At 71.9% G+C, this 18,726-nt stretch carries 20 protein-coding genes; 12 read left to right on the forward strand and 8 right to left on the reverse strand.

Annotated features, from left to right (window positions below):
- Window positions 1–84: 84 nt before the first annotated feature.
- Window positions 85–1,545: a DegQ family serine endoprotease gene (locus B9O00_RS22535; RefSeq protein ID WP_085124998.1), complete on the reverse strand. Its 1,461-nt coding sequence runs from the start codon at window positions 1,543–1,545 to the stop codon at window positions 85–87.
- Between the two features lie 254 nt (window positions 1,546–1,799).
- Between B9O00_RS22535 and B9O00_RS22540 the strand changes: the two genes are divergently transcribed.
- The 3 genes from B9O00_RS22540 (at window position 1,800) to B9O00_RS22550 (ending at window position 5,348) form a co-directional block, all read left to right on the forward strand.
- Window positions 1,800–3,059, forward strand: coding sequence for a D-amino acid dehydrogenase (locus B9O00_RS22540; RefSeq protein WP_085124999.1), 1,260 nt, complete (start codon window positions 1,800–1,802; stop codon window positions 3,057–3,059).
- A gap of 14 nt (window positions 3,060–3,073) precedes the next feature.
- A complete protein-coding gene (locus B9O00_RS22545; protein WP_085125000.1) occupies window positions 3,074–3,883 on the forward strand; it encodes a maleate cis-trans isomerase family protein in 810 nt (269 codons plus the stop codon).
- A 244-nt stretch (window positions 3,884–4,127) separates the two neighbouring features.
- Complete coding sequence (locus B9O00_RS22550; protein ID WP_085125001.1) at window positions 4,128–5,348, forward strand: polyhydroxyalkanoate depolymerase; 1,221 nt, start codon at window positions 4,128–4,130, stop codon at window positions 5,346–5,348.
- 37 nt (window positions 5,349–5,385) lie between these two features.
- Here B9O00_RS22550 and B9O00_RS22555 read toward each other — a convergent pair whose 3' ends face one another.
- Window positions 5,386–5,733, reverse strand: coding sequence for a DUF1491 family protein (locus tag B9O00_RS22555; RefSeq protein WP_085125002.1), 348 nt, complete (start codon window positions 5,731–5,733; stop codon window positions 5,386–5,388).
- 100 nt (window positions 5,734–5,833) lie between these two features.
- On the opposite strand from B9O00_RS22555, the gene B9O00_RS22560 reads away from it, so the two are divergent.
- Genes B9O00_RS22560 through B9O00_RS33150 form a run of 3 tightly spaced genes read left to right on the forward strand, consistent with a single transcriptional unit; the run spans window position 5,834 to window position 9,037 of the window.
- Window positions 5,834–8,287: a PAS-domain containing protein gene (locus B9O00_RS22560; RefSeq protein WP_085125003.1), complete on the forward strand. Its 2,454-nt coding sequence runs from the start codon at window positions 5,834–5,836 to the stop codon at window positions 8,285–8,287.
- 5 nt (window positions 8,288–8,292) lie between these two features.
- Window positions 8,293–8,661, forward strand: coding sequence for a response regulator (locus B9O00_RS22565; RefSeq protein ID WP_159460295.1), 369 nt, complete (start codon window positions 8,293–8,295; stop codon window positions 8,659–8,661).
- On the forward strand, window positions 8,648–9,037 hold the full coding sequence (locus tag B9O00_RS33150; protein ID WP_085125005.1) for a hypothetical protein: 390 nt from the start codon (window positions 8,648–8,650) through the stop codon (window positions 9,035–9,037). Before B9O00_RS22565 ends, B9O00_RS33150 begins: the two co-directional genes overlap by 14 nt.
- Before the next feature lie 4 nt (window positions 9,038–9,041).
- On the opposite strand, the gene queG is transcribed toward B9O00_RS33150, so the two are convergent.
- The 5 genes from queG to B9O00_RS22595 all read right to left on the reverse strand — a co-directional run bounded on the left by queG (window position 9,042) and on the right by B9O00_RS22595 (window position 13,572).
- Window positions 9,042–10,157 carry a tRNA epoxyqueuosine(34) reductase QueG gene (gene queG, locus B9O00_RS22575; protein WP_085125006.1) on the reverse strand — a complete coding sequence of 372 codons (1,116 nt, stop codon included), beginning with the start codon at window positions 10,155–10,157 and terminating at the stop codon, window positions 9,042–9,044.
- Window positions 10,158–10,177: 20 nt separating this feature from the next.
- Entirely contained in the window at window positions 10,178–11,347 is a 1,170-nt protein-coding gene (gene tgt, locus B9O00_RS22580; protein WP_235017177.1) for a tRNA guanosine(34) transglycosylase Tgt, read from the reverse strand.
- Window positions 11,344–12,399, reverse strand: coding sequence for a tRNA preQ1(34) S-adenosylmethionine ribosyltransferase-isomerase QueA (gene queA, locus B9O00_RS33875; RefSeq protein ID WP_218822915.1), 1,056 nt, complete (start codon window positions 12,397–12,399; stop codon window positions 11,344–11,346). The genes tgt and queA overlap by 4 nt, the downstream gene beginning before the upstream one ends.
- Before the next feature lie 40 nt (window positions 12,400–12,439).
- Window positions 12,440–13,081 (reverse strand): hypothetical protein, encoded by a 642-nt coding sequence (locus tag B9O00_RS22590; RefSeq protein WP_085125008.1) that lies wholly within the window; start codon window positions 13,079–13,081, stop codon window positions 12,440–12,442.
- 65 nt (window positions 13,082–13,146) lie between these two features.
- Window positions 13,147–13,572, reverse strand: a complete 426-nt coding sequence (locus B9O00_RS22595; RefSeq protein ID WP_085125009.1) for a helix-turn-helix domain-containing protein — start codon at window positions 13,570–13,572, stop codon at window positions 13,147–13,149.
- Between the two features lie 288 nt (window positions 13,573–13,860).
- Here B9O00_RS22595 and B9O00_RS22600 point away from each other — a divergent pair, with 288 nt between their 5' ends.
- The 3 genes from B9O00_RS22600 (at window position 13,861) to B9O00_RS22610 (ending at window position 15,407) form a co-directional block, all read left to right on the forward strand.
- Window positions 13,861–14,268 (forward strand): DUF423 domain-containing protein, encoded by a 408-nt coding sequence (locus B9O00_RS22600; protein ID WP_200808633.1) that lies wholly within the window; start codon window positions 13,861–13,863, stop codon window positions 14,266–14,268.
- The gene (locus B9O00_RS22605; RefSeq protein ID WP_085125010.1) at window positions 14,265–14,492 is read left to right on the forward strand and encodes a sulfurtransferase TusA family protein; all 228 of its coding nucleotides are present in this window, start codon (window positions 14,265–14,267) and stop codon (window positions 14,490–14,492) included. Before B9O00_RS22600 ends, B9O00_RS22605 begins: the two co-directional genes overlap by 4 nt.
- A gap of 195 nt (window positions 14,493–14,687) precedes the next feature.
- Window positions 14,688–15,407, forward strand: a complete 720-nt coding sequence (locus B9O00_RS22610; RefSeq protein WP_159460296.1) for an N-acetylmuramoyl-L-alanine amidase family protein — start codon at window positions 14,688–14,690, stop codon at window positions 15,405–15,407.
- A 15-nt stretch (window positions 15,408–15,422) separates the two neighbouring features.
- Here the strand turns inward: B9O00_RS22610 and B9O00_RS22615 are convergent, their stop codons facing one another.
- Window positions 15,423–16,589 carry a 2'-deoxycytidine 5'-triphosphate deaminase gene (locus B9O00_RS22615; RefSeq protein ID WP_085125012.1) on the reverse strand — a complete coding sequence of 389 codons (1,167 nt, stop codon included), beginning with the start codon at window positions 16,587–16,589 and terminating at the stop codon, window positions 15,423–15,425.
- A 95-nt stretch (window positions 16,590–16,684) separates the two neighbouring features.
- Between B9O00_RS22615 and B9O00_RS22620 the strand changes: the two genes are divergently transcribed.
- From B9O00_RS22620 to B9O00_RS22630, 3 genes are all read left to right on the forward strand, one after another.
- Window positions 16,685–17,374 (forward strand): 2OG-Fe(II) oxygenase family protein, encoded by a 690-nt coding sequence (locus tag B9O00_RS22620; protein ID WP_085125013.1) that lies wholly within the window; start codon window positions 16,685–16,687, stop codon window positions 17,372–17,374.
- 100 nt (window positions 17,375–17,474) lie between these two features.
- The gene (locus tag B9O00_RS22625; RefSeq protein WP_085125014.1) at window positions 17,475–18,407 is read left to right on the forward strand and encodes a histone deacetylase family protein; all 933 of its coding nucleotides are present in this window, start codon (window positions 17,475–17,477) and stop codon (window positions 18,405–18,407) included.
- Window positions 18,408–18,464: 57 nt separating this feature from the next.
- Window positions 18,465–18,719, forward strand: a complete 255-nt coding sequence (locus tag B9O00_RS22630; protein WP_085125055.1) for an exodeoxyribonuclease VII small subunit — start codon at window positions 18,465–18,467, stop codon at window positions 18,717–18,719.
- Window positions 18,720–18,726 lie beyond the last annotated feature (7 nt).

Genomic DNA, 18,726 nt, shown 5'->3' on the forward strand with positions numbered 1-18,726 from the left:
GTTTTCCCTGGTTTTGCGCAAAAGAAAGGGCCGGCCGCTGCCTGCGACCGGCCCTCCCACCCCGGCCGACGGGGACGAAGGGGCTTAGGCGCCGGCCAGGGTCAGCCCGAGGTAGAGGGCGTTGCCGTCCCGCTTGACCAGCAGGGCGACCGCCTTCTTGTCGTGCTCGCGGGCCTGGTCGATCGCCTTGTCCAGCGCAGCCGGGGTGTCGACCGTCTTGCCGTCGACCTCCGAGATCACGTCGCCTGGCTTCAGGCCCTGGCGGGCCGCCAGACCGTTCGGCGCGACGCCGGTGACCACCACGCCCTTGGTCGAGCTGTCGAGCTGCAGCTGGTCGCGCAGCTCCGGCGTCAGGGCCGACAGCTTGGCGCCGAGCTTGTCCGACTCGCCCTGGCTCGGCTGCTCGAGGGCGGCCGTCTGCTGCGGGTTCATCTTGGCGATGGTGACGTCGAGCGACTTCTGCTGGCCGTTGCGCAGCACCTCGACGTCGACGTCGGTGCCGGGCTTCACGGCGGCGACCAGACGCGGCAGGTCGCGCATCGTATCGATCTGCTCGCCGTTGAACTGCGTGATCACGTCGCCCGACTTGAAGCCCGCCTTCTGGGCTGGCGAGTGGTCGAACACGTCGGCGACCAGGGCACCGTGGTCCTCCTTGATGCCGAAGGCCTGGGCCAGCTCCGGGGTGACCTGCTGGATCTTGACGCCCAGCCAGCCGCGCTCGACCGAGCCGTGCTCGCGCAGCTGCGCGATGACGTTCTGGGCCAGGTTCGACGGGATCGCGAAGCCGATGCCGACCGAGCCGCCATTCGGCGAGTAGATCGCCGAGTTGATGCCGATGACCTTGCCGTCGATGTTGAACATCGGGCCGCCCGAGTTGCCGCGGTTGATCGCGGCGTCGGTCTGGATGAAGTCGTCGTACGGGCCGGCGCCGATGTCACGGCCGCGGGCCGAGACGATGCCGGCGGTCACGGTGCCGCCGAGGCCGAAGGGGTTGCCGATCGCCAGCACCCAGTCGCCGACCTCCATCTTGTCGGAGTCGCCCCAGGTCACGGTCGGCAGCGGCTTGTCGGTCTTGACCTTGAGCAGCGCCAGGTCGGTCTTCGGGTCGGTGCCGAGAACCTTGGCGTCGAACTGGCGGCCGTCGCTCAGCTTGATGCTGACCTTGTCGGCCTTGTCGACCACGTGGTTGTTGGTGACGACGTAGCCGTCGGCGTCGATCACGAAGCCGGAGCCGAGGGCGCGCTCGGGGCCCTGCGGAGCCTGCTGCATCGGGCCGAAGTGCTTGAAGAAGTCCTCGAAGGGCGTGCCCTCGAAGGGGTTGGGGGCGTTTTGCGGACCGGCGTCGCCGCTGGCCGTCGGATGGTCGATCTCGGACGTGATCAGCACGACCGCCGGGCTGACCTTCTTGACCAGGCCCGCGAAGGACTCGGGCACCGGCGCCGCGGCCGCCACCTGGGTCCAAACGAGCAGGCCACCTGCCAGCGCGGCGCCGGCCCAGCGGATCGGCCGGCTGAGCGGCCGCGCTTTCGTCGTCTGGGTTAGCATCTCTGCACCTCTTGTGCGTTGGGGGATTCCGGAGGACGCCACGACCTATTGCCGGGGCGCTCGACTAGGAGAATGGTGAGGGGCGTCTTACGGTCCCCTGTCCGGCACATTAAGACTTGTCCACCTTCCGGTAAGGAAAGCGGCGGCCGCGCCGCCGGCGCCGGTCCGGCCTGCGCAAAGCCCGCTTTGGCGCCCCGTTCGGCGCCGTGTAAGCTGCCTCGCGCTTGGGATTGGCCGGGGAGGGGCGGAGCGCTTTGCGGATCGCGGTTCTGGGAGCCGGCCTCGCCGGAGTCACCTGCGCCTGGCGCCTGGCCAAGGACGGCCACGAGGTCACGGTCGTCGATCGCGGCGAGACCGCGGCCAACTTCACCTCCTACGCCAACGCGGGCTTGGTCGCGCCCGGCCATGCCTATGCCTGGTCCTCGCCGAAGGCGCCGGGCATGCTGCTGCGCTCGCTGTGGCGCGACGACCAGGCGCTGCGCTTCCGGCCCAACCTGGATCCGGCGCTGTGGCGCTGGACCGTCAAGTTCCTGCTGCAGTGCACCAGCGAGCGCGCGCGCATCAACACGACCACCAAGGTGCGGCTCTGCCTCTATTCCCAGCAGTGCCTGCAGGCGGTCGTCGCCGAGACCGGCGTCGCCTACGACGGCCGCGGCGGCGGGCTGCTCTATCTCTATCGCCGGCCGGCCAGCTTCGAGGCGGCGGTCGCCAAGATGGCGATCCTGACCGGCGAGGGCGTCGAGCTGCAGGCCCTGGATCCGGCGGCTGCGGCGGCCATCGATCCGGCCCTGGCGCCGGTCGCCGGCCGCCTGGCCGGCGCGGTCTTCGCGCCGGGCGACGAGAGCGGCGACTCGCGCCGCTTCACCATCGAGCTGGCCAAGGCCTGCGAGGCCAGGGGCGTGACCTTCCGCTGGGGCGAGACCGTGCAGCGCCTGGCGGTCGAGGGCGACCGCGTGGCCCGGGTCGCGACCGACAGGGGCGGCGTCGAGGCCGATGCCTACGTCCTGGCCCTCGGCGTCTACAGCCCGCATCTGGCGCGCGACCTCGGCCTCGACCTGCCGATCTATCCGGTCAAGGGCTACTCGGTGACGATCCCGACCGCCGGCGGCAGCGACGTGCCGCGCCTCGGCGGCGTCGACGAGGACAACCTGGTCGCCTACTGCCCGATGGGCGAGCGGCTGCGGGTCACCGCGACCGCCGAGTTCGCCGGCTACGACACCAGCCACCGCCCGTCCGACTTCCGCTACATGGTCAAGACCGCGCGCGAGCTGTTCCCCGAGGCCGGCGACTACGAGCGGCCGGACTATTGGGCTTGCCTCAGGCCGATGACCCCGACCAACATTCCGATCCTGGGCCGCAGCCGGCACCGCAACCTGTTCCTCAACACCGGCCACGGCCACATGGGCTGGACCATGGCCTGCGGCACCGCCGAGATCGTCGCCGACGCGATCGCCGGCCGCCGGCCCGGCATCGACACCGCCGGCATGACCCTGCCGGGCCTCGACCTCCACTGACGGGAGACAGCGCGATGACCAGCCAGCCCCTCAGCCAGCCCTCGGCCGACGTCCAGCCGGTCTCGAAGCAGCACATGGCGCACGCGCTCGACGGCGGCCTGGCCGGCCGGGCGCGGATCGGGCTGATCGTGCTGGCCAGCGACCATACGATCGAGCACGAGTTCCACCGCGTGCTGGCGCCGCTCGAGGGCGTCACGGCCTACGGTGCCCGGGTGCGCAACGATCCGCGCATCACGCCCGAGACCCTGGCCGCCATGGAGGCCCGGATCGCGGAGGCGACCGACCTGATCCTGCCGGGCGTGCCGCTCGACGTCGTCGGCTATGGCTGCACCTCCGCCTCCATGGTGATCGGCGAGGACAAGGTCGGCGAGCGCATCCGCGAGGCCCGGCCCGGCGTGCCGACGACCACGCCGGTGACCGCGGCGCGCGCGGCCTTCGCCGCGCTCGGCATGAAGCGGATCGCGCTGCTGACGCCCTACATCGATTCGATCAACCAGTGGATGCGCGGCTACTTCGAGGAGCGCGGCATCCCGGTGCCGGTCATGGGATCCTTCACCGAGGAGAACGACAACGACGCGGCGCGCGTCTCGCTCGACTCGATCGAGGCAGCGGCGCTGGAGCTCGGCGCCGATCCGTCGGTCGACGGCGTCTTCGTGTCCTGCACCTCGCTGCGCCTGGTCGCGGTCGCCGAGCGGCTGGAGTCGCGACTCGGCAAGCCGGTCACCTCGAGCAACCACGCGCTGATCTGGCACTGCCTGCGCCTGGCCGGGGTCGGCGACGCGCTGCCGGGCCTCGGGCGGCTGTTCCGCGAGCCCCTGGAATAGGCGCCGGGCGGCGGCTCGCGGCGCTTCGCGACGGAACCTTGCGCCGGCCCCGCCGTTTTTCGAAAGCTTCCTTTCGCCCGGGGCGCTTGCGCGAAACGCTGTTTCGCGCTCCAATCCGCGTCCCTTCGGCGCCGCCCGGCGCAAAATGGCCTTCTGTTAACCACTGCCGTGGGAGGCTGTGGCTGGTTCCGCGTCCTGCTGTCCAGCCGAAGACACGCGAAACAGCCACGAAAAGATCCGGTGAATGCTTTACAGTCTCTACGAGTTCCAGCACACGGCGCTGATGCCGTGGCGCATCCTCTCTGACGTCACGCGCGGCGTCCTGACCCATCCCTGGGTCCCGGCCTCCTACACCCAGCTCGGCAAGTCGATCGTCGCCGGACTCGACGTCCTGGACTCGGCGACCGCACGCCGGCCGAAGCCCGACTGGGCGATCGACGAGGTCGCGGTCGGCGGCCGCAAGGTCGCGGTCGAGATGCGGGTCGAGCTCGAGAAGCCCTTCTGCCGCCTGCTGCACTTCGCCAAGCAGGGACCGCGCGCGCTGCAGCCGCGGGTGCTGGTCGCGGCGCCGATGTCCGGCCACCACGCGACGCTGCTGCGCGGCACCGTCAAGGCGCTGCTCGCCGACCACGACGTCTGGATCACCGACTGGACCGACGCGCGCGACGTGGCGCTGGCCGACGGCCCGTTCGGCGTCGACTCCTACATCGACTACCTGCTCGAGTTCATGCGCCGGCTCGGCCCCGAGCTCCATGTCATCGCGGTCTGCCAGCCGGCGCCGCTGGTGCTCGCCGCGGTCTCGCTGCTGGCCCAGGCGGACGACCCGGCGCAGCCGCGCTCGATGACCCTGATGGGCGGCCCGATCGACACGACGGCGGCGCCGACCGAGGTCACGCGCCTCGCCGAGACCCGGCCGCTGTCCTGGTTCGAGAAGCACCTGCTGACCGAGGTCCCGAGCTTCTATCGCGGCGGCGGACGGGTGGTCTATCCCGGCTTCCTGCAGCTCGGCGGCTTCATCTCGATGAACGCCTCGCGCCATTTCGACGCCCACCTGCGCTTCTTCCGGCACCTGGTGCGCGGCGACGGCGACTCGGCGGCGCAGCATCGCCGCTTCTACGACGAGTACCTCGCGGTGATGGACGTGCCGGCCGAGTACTACATCGAGACCGTCGACCGGATCTTCCAGCGCCACCTGCTGCCGCGCGGCGAGCTGGACTGGCGCGGCGTCCGGGTCGAGCCGAAGGCGATCGAGACGACCGCGCTCCTGACCGTCGAGGGCGAGCTCGACGACATCTCGGCGCCCGGCCAGACGATCGCCGCGCACCGGCTGTGCAGCGGCCTGGCGGCCGGCAAGCAGCAGGACCTGCTGCAGAAGGGCGTCGGCCACTACGGCATCTTCAACGGCCGGCGCTGGCGCGAGGACATCTGCCCGCAGATCGGCGCCTTCATCCGCGAGCACGACTGAGGCGAAGCGCGCGGGACCGGGACCCGACGCGGCGGCGTCAGCCCAGCGTGATCAGCGGCCCCTCGAACGGCGGTTCGCCCTTCGGGTCCTCGACCTCGACCAGCCAGAGGTCGGGATCGCGCCGGGTCGCGCGCTCCAGGTAGGCGTCGGCCTCGGCCTCGGGAACCGGCCCCTTGCCGGCCGCGACCATCCAGCCGAGCCGGCCGTCGAGGTCGCGCTGCTGGGTCAGCACCAGGGCGGTCCCGTCGAGCCGGTTGACCTTGAGCAGCACCAGGCCGCCGGTCCGCTCGCCCTTGCGCAGGACGAAGGCCGGACGGCCCTCGGCATGGCAGCGCCGGACCTGGGCCATGACCCAGATGTCGGTCGGCAGACGCGCCTCGCTCATGTGCTTTCCCGTCGGGTAATTGTCGGATCGGTTGTGCGCGGCATTGCCTTTCGTGGCGCCGCTGGGATCATATGGCCGCTGCGTTCCGGCGGACGAGGCCATGGCACAGAGCGGCGGCAGGGACAAGCGAGGCGTATCGAACACGCGATTCTTCGCGCCCTTCATGGCGATCTTCCTGCTGTTCGTCGGCGTCGCCGGGGGACTGCTCGCCTACTGCGCCTCGGTTCAGAACGACCTCGCCCGGCAGCAGGCGAGCATGGCCGTAGACCAGAGCATGGAGCGCATCGGCGCCCGCCTGCGGGCACTCGCCGTCGAATACAGCATCTGGAACGAGCAGAGCCTGCGCGGCCTGCTGTCCGACGAGCCGAATGCCGCCAAGCGTCGGCTCGGGCTCTGGCTGTTCCAGAAGCACGGCATTCCCGTCAGCTTCCTGATCGGCCCGGACGGCCGGGTCCGGGTCGCCCTGGTCGAGGGCCGGACGGTCGAGATGGACCCGCAGCCCTCGCTGTCCAGCGGCCTGCCGGCGCTGCTGGCCCAGATCGAGCGGAGCGGCGGCGAGGCGAGCGGACGCGCGATCGGCCTGCTGTCGATCGATTCGACCGTCGACATCGTCGCCGCGACGACGCTCAGCATCCCCGGCGACGCATCGACGGCGACCTCGGGCGACGGGCGGGCGGCGCTGCTGATCGGCGCCCCGCTGCGGCGCGAGCTGCGGAACGAGCTCGGCGCCAGTCCGCTGCTCGGCGATCTCGACGTCCTGCCCGCGGACGCCGAGGCGCCGCGGGGCGTCCTGTCCGGCCGCGCGCTGGCCAGCCCCGACGGCACCACCGTGGGGCTGCTGGTGTGGCGGCCTGCGCGCCCCGGCGACACCCTGCTGTTCCGCCTCGGCCCGCCGCTCGCCCTCGTGCTGCTGGTCGTCGGCGGCCTGCTCTGGTGGATGGCCAACCGCCTGAGGGCCGCCAACACGGTGATGGCCGAGCGTGCCGAGGCGCTGGCCAAGGCCAACGAGGACCTGGCCGCCAACGCCGGCATGCTGGAGGTCGTGTTCGACGCGATCGACCACGGCGTCAGCGTCTGGGACCGGGACCTCAAGCTGGTCGGCTGGAACGACAACTTCCGGCGCGTCGTCGGCTATCCGCGCAGCCTGCTGCGGGTCGGCGTCGAGGCCGTCGAGCTGCTGCACTACCGGGCGATGCGCGGCGACTTCGGCGATCGCGACCCGGCCGCCACGGTCGCCGCCGAGCTGAAGCGACTGCGCTTCTCCGGCAGCTACAATTTCGAGGAGGTGACCGCCGACGGCACGGTCCTGGAGGTGCGGCAGCACGAGCTGGAGACCGGCGGCCTGGTGCGCAGCTATCTCGACATCACCGAGCGGCGCCGGGCCGAGGCGCTGCTCCAGGCCTCGGAGGCGCGCTACCGGGCGGTCGTCGAGAACCAGCGCGAGTTCATCGTGCGCATGACCCCGGACCGCACCTGCACCTTCGTCAACGAGGCGATGTGCCGGTTCCTGCAGCGCCGCCGCGAGGAGCTGATCGGCCAGCGCGAATTCGAGCCGATCGACCCGCTCGACCGCACCGCCGTCGAGCGCGAGCTGGCCAGGATCACGCCGGACAGCCCGACGCTGACCCTGGCCTACCGCGTCGACAAGGCGGATGGCGAGCTCGGCTGGGTCGAGTGGACCTATCGGGCGATCCTCGACGAGAGCCGCCAGGTTGCCGAGATCCAGGGCGTCGGCCGCGACATCTCCGAGCTGCGCGCCGCCCAGGAGCAGGCGCTGCATCTCGCCAAGCTGGCCTCGCTCGGCCAGGTCGTCGCCGGCCTCGCCCACGAGATCGCGCAGCCGCTCAATGCCCTCTCGATGGCCTCGGAGAACGCCCTGATGGCCCACGACACCGAGGGCGACGAGGCCATCGACTACATGCGCGAGAAGCTGGAGACCGTGCGGCTGCAGGGCGAGCGCATGGCCAAGATCGTCGACCATCTGCGCCGCTTCAACCGCGCCGACCTGACGGGCCTCGAGGAGGTCGAGCTGGCGCTGGTCGTACGCAGCGCCCTGATGCTCTCGAAGAACCAGATCGCGCTCGACAAGATCGAGCTGCTCGACGAGGTGCCGGGCAGCTCGCGACGCATCCGGGGACGGCCCTTCGAGATCGAGCAGGTCATCCTGAATTTCATCACGAATGCCCGCGATGCGATCATCGAGAACAGCCCGCCGCCGGCTCCCGACCGGACCGGTCCGCGCGGCCGCATCCGGGTCGAGCTGATCGACCGGCCGGGCCGCTCCAACCTCAGGATCCGGATCTCCGACACCGGCGGCGGCATCCCGGAGGCGCACCTTTCTCGGATATTCGATCCATTCTTCACAACCAAGGAGCTGGGCAAGGGCATGGGCCTCGGCCTGTCGATCTGCTACCGGGCCATTGCAGGCATGGGCGGCCATATCAACGTGTGGAATATCGAGGGTGGTGCGCAGTTCGAGATTCTCTTGCCGGCCATCGAGGATGGCGGTATCGAGAAGGTCGCGCAGCCGAGCGCCGAGGGAGCCAGTCAATGAACGAGGTGGCGGTCGTCATCGCCGACGATGATGAGAGCCAAAGGCGGGAAATCGCCGAGTTCCTGGACCGCCTCGGCGTCAGCCATGCCGAGGCCTGCGACGGCGGCGAGGCCAAGAAACTTTTCACCGAAATGCAGCCGAAGATAGTGCTGCTCGACATGAACATGCCGAAGATCGACGGCGTCGAGGCCTTTCGCTGGATGCGCGAGCAGGATTCCCGTGCCAAGATCATCCTGATGTCCGGCTACATGAACCGCGTCCGCGAGGCCAACGAGAGCGAGCTCGGTGCCTTCGCCGTGGTCGAGAAGCCGATTCCGCTGCGCACCCTCGGCCAGTTCATCAAGAACGTCCTGTCCGGCCGTGTCCCTGCCTGAGGTCCGAAAGGCCGGCCGGCGGCGGGGGACGGTCCCGGCGCTCGGCGTCCTGGCGCTCGCGGCTCTGCTGGCGGGCTGCACGACCGATCCGACCCCGACGCAGGGGCCGAAGGCGCTGGTCCAGCCGATCCAGCGGGCAACCCAGCGGGCGCTGGTCGCCGGCGTCACCCCGGCGCCGCAGCCGATTGTGGTCTCGTTCTGCTACAGCAGCCTGGTCAACACCCGCAAGCAGCTGCGCGAGGACGCCCAGGCGCGCTGCTACCTGGGCAAGGGGCAGCTGCAGTTCGTCGGCGAGGATTCGATCCTGGCGCCCTGTCCGCTGTTCCAGCCGGTCCGCGCGACCTGGCTCTGCTATCCCGCCCCCCAACCGAGGTAGACCGCTACGGCGGCCCGGCCCATTCAGCCCTGGCCTCGGCATCGCTCTCGACCGCGAGCCGGCGCCGGGCCTCGGCCGTCGCCTCGGCCTCCGGGGCGAGCCGGCGCAGCGCCCAGGCGGCGGCGCCGCGCACCAGCGGCTGCGGGTCGTCGAGGCGGGCGCGCACCGAGGGCAGCAGGCCGGGCGCCCCGGAATTGCCGATCGCGATCAGCACGTTGCGCAGGAAGCGGGCGAGCCCGATGCGCTTGATCGGGCTGCCGGAGAAGAGTTGCCGGAAGGCGGCGTCGTCGAGGCCGGCGAGCGCGGCCAGGCGCGGGGCCTCGAGCGCGGCGCGCGGCCGGAAGTCGGCTTCCGCCGCCGTCCGGGCGAACTTGTTCCAGGGGCAGACCGCCAGGCAGTCGTCGCAGCCGTAGATGCGGTTGCCGATCGCCCGCCGGAACTCCCGCGGGATCGGCCCCCTGTGCTCGATCGTCAGGTAGGAGATGCAGCGCCGGGCATCGAGGCGGTAGGGCGCGGGGAAGGCGTCGGTCGGGCAGGCGTCGAGGCAGCGACGGCAGCGGCCGCAGTGGTCGGCCTCGGGCGGGTCTGGCGGCAGCGCGAGGTCGGTGAAGATCTCGCCCAGGAACAGCCAGTTGCCCCAGTCGCGGCTCAGGAGGTTGCTGTGCTTGCCCTGCCAGCCCAGGCCGCCGGCCTGGGCCAGCGGCTTCTCCAGCACCGGCGCGGTGTCGATGAAGACCTTGACCTGGCAGCCGGCCTCCGCGGCGAGCCAGCGGGCGACGCGCTTCAGCCGCTTCTTGACCGTGTCGTGGTAGTCGCGGTTGCGGGCGTAGACCGAGACGCTGGCCAGCTCGGGCTCGCCGAGCAGGGCCAGCGGATCGCTCTCGGGGCCGTAGTTCTGGCCGAGCACCACGACGCTGCGCGCCTCCGGCCAGAGCGCCCGCGGGTCGCAGCGCCGCTCGGCGGTCTCGGCCAGCCAGCCCATGTCGCCGTGGAAGCCGGCCTCCAGGAAGTCCCGGAAGGCGGCGCGGGCGGACTCCGAGCTGGTCGCCGGCGCGAAGCCGACGGCATCGAAGCCCTCGGCCAGGGCCCGCTCGCGGATCGCCGCCTTCAGCTCGGACATGGCCTCCCGCCGCAATGGGTTCAGGCCGGGGTCGGCGCCACGTACTCCGGCAGGTCGCCGCGCCCGTAGGCCTCGTGGAACGCGGCCGCGAAGTCCTCGAGGCTGCCGGTCTCGATGGCCCCGCGCAAGCCGCGCATCAGCGTCTGGTAGAAGGTCAGGTTGTGCAGGGTCAGCAGGATCGGGCCGAGCATCTCGCCGGCCCGGAACAGGTGGTGCAGGTAGGCCCGGGAGTAGCCGCTGCAGAGCGGGCAGCCGCAGGCCGCATCGAGCGGCCGCGGGTCGTCGCGGTGCCGCGCGTTCTTCATGTTGACCTCGCCGTCGGCGGTGTAGCCGCGGCCGGTCCGGCCGCTGCGCGTCGGCAGCACGCAGTCGAAGAGGTCGACGCCGCGCCGCACGCTCTCGACCAGGTCCTGGGGCCGGCCGACGCCCATCAGGTAGCGCGGCCGCTCGGCGGGCAGGGCAGGCGCCGTCTCCTGCAGCACCGCCAGCATGGTCTCCGGCGGCTCGCCGACCGCCAGGCCGCCGATCGCGTAGCCGTCGAAGCCGATGCCGCGCAGCGCAGCCGCCGATTCATGGCGCAGCGCCGGATAGACGCCGCCCTGGACGATGCCGAACAGGCCGTAGCCCGGACGCAGGCGAAACGCCGCCTTGCAGCGCTCGGCCCAGCGCATCGACAGGCGCATCGAGCTCGCCGCCTGCTCCTCGGTCGCCGGGAAGGGCGTGCATTCGTCCAGCACCATGGTGACGTTGCTGTCGAGCAGGTCCTGGATCTCGACGGCGCGCTCCGGGGTCAGGCGGTGGGCCGAGCCGTCGAGGTGCGACTTGAAGGTGACGCCGTCCTCGTCGAGCCGGCGCAGCGAGGCCAGGCTCATGACCTGGAAGCCGCCGGAATCGGTCAGGATCGGCTTCGGCCAGTTCATGAAGCGGTGCAGGCCGCCCAGGGCCGCGATGCGCTCGGCGCCCGGGCGCAGCATCAGGTGGTAGGTGTTGCCGAGCAGGATCTCGGCGCCGGTCGCCGCGACCTGCTCGGGCATCATGCCCTTGACGGTCGCGACCGTGCCGACCGGCATGAAGGCCGGCGTCTCGACCGTGCCGTGCGCCGTGGTCAGGCGGCCGCGCCGTGCCGCGCCATCCCGGGCGAACAGCTCGAATCCCAGGCCCGCTCCGCTCGTCGTCGCGGGCGCGCTCACGCCTGGCGCTCCAGCAGGCAGGCGTCGCCGTAGGAGAAGAAGCGGTAGCCCTCGGCGATGGCGTGGGCGTAGGCCGTCCGCATGGTCTCGAGGCCGCTGAAGGCGGCGACCAGCATGAACAGGGTCGAACGCGGCAGGTGGAAGTTGGTCATCAGCAGGTCGACGGCCTTGAAGCGGTAGCCGGGCAGGATGAACAGGCTGGTCTCGCCCTCGAAGGGCTCGACCAGGCCGGCCCCGGCGCCTGGGCGCGCCGCGCTCTCCAGCGTGCGCAGCGCCGTCGTGCCGACCGCGACGACCCGGCCGCCGCGCGCCCGGGTCCGGGCCACCGCGGCGGCGGTCTCGGCGCTCAAGGAGGCCCATTCGGCGTGCATCCGGTGCTCCTCGACCCGCTCGTGCTTGACCGGCAGGAAGGTGCCGGCGCCGACGTGCAGCGTCAGGGTCGTGCGCTCGATGCCGCGCGCCGCCAGGGCCTCGAGCAGCGGCTCGGTGAAGTGCAGGCCGGCGGTCGGCGCCGCGACGGCGCCGCTGCGCTGCGCGAAGACGGTCTGATAGGCGCGCCGGTCGGCGGCCTCGGCGCCGCTGGGTCGCTTGATGTAGGGCGGCAGCGGCATCGCGCCGTGGCGTTCCAGGGCCTCGATCAGTGCCGGGCCGCTGCGCTCGAAGACCAGCGCCAGCTCGCCGCCCTCGTGCTTCTCGGCGACCTCGGCGGCGAAGGCGCCCTCGGCGTCGCTGGCGAAGACGATGCGGTCGCCCGGCTTCAGGCGCTTGGCCGGACGGGCGAAGGCGCGCCAGCGCGCCGGGCCCTCGGCCTTGTGCAGCGTCACCTCGACGCCGGCCTCGCCGCGCTTGCCGGTCAGGCGCGCCGGCAGCACGCGGGTGTCGTTGACGACCAGCAGGTCGCCGGCGCGCAGCAGCTCGGGCAGGTCGCGGACCCGGCGGTCGGCGAGGCCGTCCCGGCCGACCTGCAGCAGGCGCGCCGAGTCGCGCGGCTCGACCGGCTGTTGCGCGATCAGGGACTGGGGCAGCTCGAAATCGAAGTCGGAAAGCAGCATGGCGGCGCTTCCTACACTCTCGGCCGGCCCTCGGGAAGCATCAGGGCGCCTTGGTCCGGTCGTGGCGCAGGCCGATGCCGTAGCGGGGCGCCGAGACGCCGTCCAGGAAGTGGAAGGGCCGCTCGTCGCTGCCGGCGAAGCCCGGCGCGCGCATCAGCAGCAGGCGGCCGGGGGCGATGCTGACCTCCTCGGCGCCGCTGCCGGCGCGATCGTCGCAGACGAACAGGCGGGCCCGGCCCGACAGGGTCAGCAGCACCACCAGCGAGCGGTAGCGCAGGTGATCGCGGTGCGGCGAGATGCCGCGCGAGCCGGCCGGGTAGCGCTGCACGGCGATGTCGTTGAGCGTCGGCGGCGCCAGCGGCGGCCGCTCGAGACGTCCCAGGGCCGCCGCGAGGTCGGCCTCCAGCTCGTCGGCGAAGCGCCGCAGCAGGCCGTCCTGCGGCACGTCCAGGGTGATCTCGAAATCCTGGAAGACCGTGCGCTCGGCCTCGCCGACCCGGGCCCGGGCCCGGCGGAACGGCAGGCGGGCCGCGGCGCGGCGCAGCCGCTCCAGCCGGCCGGGGGCGAGCCAGGGCAGGGAGACGGCGCCGCGCCCCGGACGGGCCAGCTCGTCGAGCGCGCAGGCCAGCAGGCCGCAGTCGGGCCGCGGCTCCGGTCTCTCGGGCAGGTCCAGGGTCTTCATGGACCAGGGAAGATGGCCCTGGCCCGGCTCGTCGGAAAGGGCCTTCGCAGCGGCGCGCCGGCCGCTCAGGACGGGCCGAGCGACTTCACCAGGTCGATCAGCCGGCGTCGGACGTCCTGGTTGAGGATGCGGTGGTAGGCCCGCACCAGCACCAGGGTCTCGCGCTCCGCCATCAGCGTCGGCAGCTCCGGCCCGGCGGTCGCCGGACAGTCGAAGCGCTTGGCCTCGCCGTCCGGCATGTCCTCGAAGAAGTAGTCGACCGTCACGCCCAGCGCGCGCGCCAGCTCGTACAGCCGGCTCGCCACGATCCGGTTCGTGCCGCGCTCGTATTTCTGGACCTGCTGGAACGTGATGCCGATGATCCGGGCCAGTCGCTCCTGCGTCATGCCGACGCCGACCCGTCGCTGTCTCAACCGGCCGCCGACGTGAATGTCGACGGCGTGCGGTCCTTCCCGCTCCTGCTGAGCCGAATCGCTCTCCTGCGCGCCCATTTGCCTAGACACGGTTGCCCCCCAATGCAGCTGCGTCCCACCCCATCCGGCGCCGGGCACCGCAGCGCCCGAATTCCCCCACGCCAAATGGTTGAAATTACCCTAGGCCTAATTTGCCTCCGGGTAAAGCTCGTCGTTAATAAATGGGGCAACGTTTTCGCCCAGTTGCCGCCTCGGTAGGGGCGCCGTAAACGTCCTCGTGCATCTCGAATCGAGATGCACGTATCTGGTGTGTCGAGGCCTTCGGCCCTTGCTTTCGCCGGCCGCCCGGTTAGCTTGCTCGGCATCATGATCGAGGACGACGAGATGCGCCCGGGCGGGCGCCCCTGGCTGGCCGTCGCCGCGGCGAGCGGGTTGCTGGCGGTCGCCTTCGGCGCGGTCGCCAGCCATGCCCTCGGCGGGCTGCCGGCCGAGCGGCTCGCCTGGATCGATACCGCGCTGCGCTACCACATGCTGCACAGCGTTGCGCTGCTTGGCGTGGCCATCCTGGCGGAGCGGCGCCCCAGCCGCCTGCTCGCCGCCGCCGGGGTCGGCTTCCTCGCCGGCCTGCTGCTGTTCTCCGGCCTGCTCTACGCCATGGGGCTGGGGGCGCCGCGCTGGCTGGGGGCGGTCGTGCCGCTCGGCGGCCTGTCCTACATGGCCGGCTGGGCGGCCCTGCTGGTCTTCGCCCTGCGCCGCCGGAGGGGCGGCCGGTGAGCGAGCACCGCCTCGACGCCCGGGGCCTGAAGTGCCCGCTGCCGGTGCTCAAGGCGCGCAAGGCGCTGAAGCCGCTGGCGCCGGGCGAGACGCTCCTGGTCGAGGCGACCGACCCGAGCGCCGTCAGGGACTTCGCCAGCTTCTGCGAGACCACCGGCCACGAGCTGGTCGAGAGCGCGCAGGACGGCGAGCTCTACCGCTTCGTCATCCGCAAGACCGGCTGAGCCGGGCCGGCCGGCGCCGCGCAGGCGCCGGCAGCCGGTCCCCTGGCGCTCCCGGATCGACGCGGCAGGGAGTCGCTGGCCCGGATTCTTGACATGTGGCCGCGCGCCGGCGTACAAAAATTCATGGAAAGACGGTGGGTTATCGGCGGACTCTCCAGCAGCCTGTTAGCTCTCGGGCTGTTCGCCGCCTGCCCGATGCGCGTCGCTTCCGCCGCCTCCCGGCGCAGCCGCAAGCCGACGGTGGTGATCGATCCCGGCCATGGCGGCGTCGATCCGGGAGCGCTGGGACGCAACGGCCTCGAGGAGAAGGCCGTCGTCCTGGACATCGCCGAGCACTGCGCGACCGCGCTCGCGCTGCGCAGCGGCGCCTCCGTGCACCTGACGCGCCGCGAGGACGTCTTCCTGTCGCTCGAGGAGCGGGTCGCCATCGCCCGGAGGCACCAGGCCGACCTCTTCGTCTCGATCCATGCCGACTCGGCGCCGACGCCGGCGGCCCGCGGGCTGTCGGTCTACACCCTGTCGGGCGATGCGTCGGACAAGCTGGCCGCGTCCCTGGCGCGCCACGAGAACGCCGTCGACGCGGCCTACGGCGTCAAGCTGCGACAGTTCGACGACGCCGTCGCCTCGATCCTCTTCGACCTGGCGCGCCGGGAAACGCTGAACCTCTCCCGCGCGGTGCAGCGGCGCCTGATCGGCGACCTCGCGAGCCGGATGCGGCTGCTCGACAATCCGGCCCGCCATGCCGACTTCGCGGTGCTGCGCTCCGCGGCGATTCCGGCCGTCCTGGTCGAGACCGGCTTCCTGTCCAACCGTGCCGACGAGCTCGAGCTGCGATCCGGCCGCTACCGCCGCAAGATCGGCGCGACGCTCGCGACCTCGCTGTCCGACGCGCTCTCCGTCGTGCTGACCTCCTGACGCTCGGCGCGTCCGCTACGCGCCCCAGGGCCTGAAGTGCTTCGAGAGGGTCAGCGACTGGGCGTGGTAGTGCGAGCCGATGCCGGCGCCGTAGAGCCGGTCCGGAGTCGCCGCCAGGCGGTGGTACTCCAGGCGACCGACCGGCTGGCCGTCCTGCAGCAGGAACGGCACCTCGTGCGAGCGCACCTCCAGGACCGCGCGGGTCCCGACCTCCTTGTCCGGATCCCAGCCGAAGCCGGGATCGAAGAAGCCCGCGTAGTGCACCCGGAACTCGCCGATCTGGGTGTCGTAGGGCACCATCTCGGCGGCGTAGTCCGGCGGGATGCGCACGGTCTCGCGCGAGGCCAGGATGTAGAACTCGTTGGGGTCGAGGATCAGCTCGCCCCGCGGGCTCGCAGCGATCGGGTCCCAGAACTCGGCCGGGTCGTAGTGGCCGATCCGCGAGAGGTCGATGACGTCGGCGTGGCGCTTGGCCTTGAAGCCGGCCAGCCGGTCCGGCCCCAGGCCGCCGAGGTCGACGGTGAAGACCAGGCCCTTGCGGATCTGCGCCGCCTCGGCCCCGGCGCCGGCGCCGCCCTCGCCGACCAGCCCGACCTCGCGGTGCAGGCGCTGCAGGGCGCTGTCGGCGACGCCGGGACGGCCGCGGCGGAAGCGCAGCTGGTTCAGGCGGACGCCGCTCCTCGCCAGCACCGAGAAGGCGTTCGGCGCGAGCTCGGCATAGAGCGGCCCCTCGTAGCCTGCCGGCACGACGTCGAACTGCTCGGCGCCGTCGACGATCAGGCGGGTGAAGAGGTTGAGCCGGCCGGTCGAGGACTTCGGGTTGGCGAGGCCCGAGACCTGCGATCCGAGCGCCAGGCGCTCCATCAGCGGCACGATGTAGACGCAGCCGACCTCGAGCAACGCGCCGCCGGTCAGGTCGACCTCGTGCATCGAGAACTGCTCGATGCGCTCGGCGACCGTGCGGCCACGGCCGGGCAGGAAGCTGGCGCGCAGGCGATGGGCCCTGGCGCCGAGTCGCAGGTCCAGGCTGGCGGGCTGCACCAGCTCGGCGAGATCGCCCGCGCCGCGGATCTCGCCGTCCGCGATCAGCTCGGCGATCGCCTGGCGCGGCAGGATGCCGCCGCGCGCGGCCGGTGCCGCCGCCTGCCGCTCGGCCTCGGCTGGTCCTGGCTTCGATCCCATTGCCTCATCCCTTCACGGCCCGGTAGGTAGCAAGGTGCAACACGGGCGGCAAAGGGATTCGCCGCCACACGGTCCCGCACGACGGAGAAGACGGCATGGCGCTCCACTACCAGATCAGCCAGGACCTCCTGCTGGCCTTCCCGACACCGATGCTGAAGGCGCAGATGCCCGGCGCCGAGCAGGTCAACCCGGGCCTGCGCGAACTGATCCTGCAGCGCGAGCGCGACGATCCCGGCGTGCTGCGCTCGAACGTCGGCGGCTGGCATTCGCGCGACGACCTGCTCAACTGGCCCGGACGCGAGATCGAGGCCCTCAAGGGCTGGATCACCCACGGCGTCCAGCGCCTGACCGAGACGACCTACGGCGGCGACGCGCGCGGCCTGCGCTTCGACCTGGACGGCGACGCCTGGGCCAACGTCCTGCGCGACGGCGGCTACAACAAGCTGCACAACCACATCGGCTGTTCCTGGTCCGGCGTCTACTACGTCAGCCTGGGCGAGCGCCGGGCGGACGTGCCGGGCAACGGCCAGATCGAGTTCCTGGACCCGCGCTTCGGCGTCGACGCTGTCGAGCTGCCGGGCCGGCCGTTCGGCGGCAGCTACGTGATCGACCCGGAGCCGGGCATGCTGGTGATCTTTCCCAGCTGGCTCTACCACTACGTCAATCCCTTCCACGGCTCCGGCGAGCGCATCACCGTCGCCTTCAACATCCGCGTGCGCATGCTCGGCCAGCCCCAGGGACCCGGCCAGGGACCCGGCCAGGCCCCGGCGCCCGGCCCGCGCTAGCGCCGGCATGCGGCGGCGGGGCTTGGCTGAGGGCGCCGCGCTGGTCTAGGAAGGGGCTCGGGGCGCACAGCCCGGTGCCGCCCCGTGGGAGCCGACGTCCGTGAGTACCCTCCTCTTCACCCACCCGGCCTGCGGCCTGCACGATCCCGGCCACTTCCACCCGGAATCGCCGGCGCGCCTGAAGGCCGTGCTCGACGCGCTGTCGGCACCGGAGTTCGCCGCGCTGCAGTGGCGCGAGGCGCCGCAGGCGACGCGGGCGCAGCTGGAGCGGCTGCATCCGGCCGACTACGTCGACGCCGTGCTCGCCGCGATCCCCGCCGAGGGCCATGCCGCGCTCGACGGCGACACCAGCGTCTCGCCCGGCTCCGGCGAGGCCGCCCTGCGCGCCGCCGGGGCGGTCTGCGCGGCGGTCGACGCCGTGATGGCCGGCGAGGCCGACAACGCCTTCTGCGCCGTGCGGCCGCCGGGCCATCACGCCGAGCCCGAGCGGGCGATGGGCTTCTGCCTGTTCTCCAACATCGCGCTCGGCGCGTTCCACGGCCGCGAGGCGCACCGGCTGCAGCGCATCGCCGTGGTCGATTTCGACGTGCATCACGGCAACGGCACCCAGGCGGCCTTCTGGGACGACCAGGACCTGCTGTTCGCCTCGACGCACCAGATGCCGCTCTATCCGGGCACCGGCAGCGCGGCCGAGCGCGGCGCTCACAACAACGTGCTCAACGTGCCGCTTGCGCCAGGCAGCGGCTCCACGGTTTTTCGCCGGGCCATGGGCGAGCGCATCCTGCCGCGTCTCGCCGCCTTCGAGCCGCAGCTGATCCTGATCTCGGCGGGCTTCGACGCCCACAAGGGCGATCCCCTGGCCGGGCTCGCTTTCGAGGACGACGACTTCGCCTGGATCACCGGGGAGGTCTGCCGGATCGCCGACCACGCCTGTCGAGGCCGGGTGGTATCGGCGCTCGAAGGCGGCTATGACCTGGACGCGCTGGCGAGCAGTGCCGCGGCCCACGTCCGCGCGCTGATGGCGGCGGCCTGACGGCGCGGGCGGTGCGGGCCGGGTCGGGGACGGGAAGAGCAAGGGGTGGACGAGGTCATGGCTGATGCGAACCAGGCGCCGCGCGAGGTCGCCGAGCTGTCCTTCGAGGAGGCGCTCGAGGAGCTGAAGCAGATCGTCGGTCGGCTCGAGCGCGGCGAGGGGCGGCTCGACGACGCCATCGAGGCCTACGAGCGCGGCGCCCGCCTGAAGGCGCACTGCGAGGCCAAGCTCAAGGAGGCGCAGGCCAAGATCGAGCGCATCGGCCTCGCCCCGGACGGCACGGCTCGCACCGAGCCCTTCGACAAGGAATAGGGGTTCC

The sequence above is a fragment of the Tistlia consotensis USBA 355 genome, assembly GCF_900177295.1.
Taxonomy (GTDB): domain Bacteria; phylum Pseudomonadota; class Alphaproteobacteria; order Kiloniellales; family DSM-21159; genus Tistlia; species Tistlia consotensis.

Bases quoted from the DNA above. Each gene is read 5' to 3' on its own strand.
- B9O00_RS22535 (WP_085124998.1), bottom strand. From the start codon at position 1,545: ATGCTAACCCAGACGACGAAAGCGCGGCCGCTCAGCCGGCCGATCCGC.
- B9O00_RS22545 (WP_085125000.1), top strand. From the start codon at position 3,074: ATGACCAGCCAGCCCCTCAGCCAGCCCTCGGCCGACGTCCAGCCGGTC.
- B9O00_RS22550 (WP_085125001.1), top strand. From the start codon at position 4,128: ATGCTTTACAGTCTCTACGAGTTCCAGCACACGGCGCTGATGCCGTGG.
- B9O00_RS22555 (WP_085125002.1), bottom strand. From the start codon at position 5,733: ATGAGCGAGGCGCGTCTGCCGACCGACATCTGGGTCATGGCCCAGGTC.
- B9O00_RS22560 (WP_085125003.1), top strand. From the start codon at position 5,834: ATGGCACAGAGCGGCGGCAGGGACAAGCGAGGCGTATCGAACACGCGA.
- queG (WP_085125006.1), bottom strand. From the start codon at position 10,157: ATGTCCGAGCTGAAGGCGGCGATCCGCGAGCGGGCCCTGGCCGAGGGC.
- queA (WP_218822915.1), bottom strand. From the start codon at position 12,399: ATGCTGCTTTCCGACTTCGATTTCGAGCTGCCCCAGTCCCTGATCGCG.
- B9O00_RS22590 (WP_085125008.1), bottom strand. From the start codon at position 13,081: ATGAAGACCCTGGACCTGCCCGAGAGACCGGAGCCGCGGCCCGACTGC.
- B9O00_RS22595 (WP_085125009.1), bottom strand. From the start codon at position 13,572: ATGGGCGCGCAGGAGAGCGATTCGGCTCAGCAGGAGCGGGAAGGACCG.
- B9O00_RS22600 (WP_200808633.1), top strand. From the start codon at position 13,861: ATGATCGAGGACGACGAGATGCGCCCGGGCGGGCGCCCCTGGCTGGCC.
- B9O00_RS22610 (WP_159460296.1), top strand. From the start codon at position 14,688: ATGCGCGTCGCTTCCGCCGCCTCCCGGCGCAGCCGCAAGCCGACGGTG.
- B9O00_RS22615 (WP_085125012.1), bottom strand. From the start codon at position 16,589: ATGGGATCGAAGCCAGGACCAGCCGAGGCCGAGCGGCAGGCGGCGGCA.
- B9O00_RS22620 (WP_085125013.1), top strand. From the start codon at position 16,685: ATGGCGCTCCACTACCAGATCAGCCAGGACCTCCTGCTGGCCTTCCCG.
- B9O00_RS22630 (WP_085125055.1), top strand. From the start codon at position 18,465: ATGGCTGATGCGAACCAGGCGCCGCGCGAGGTCGCCGAGCTGTCCTTC.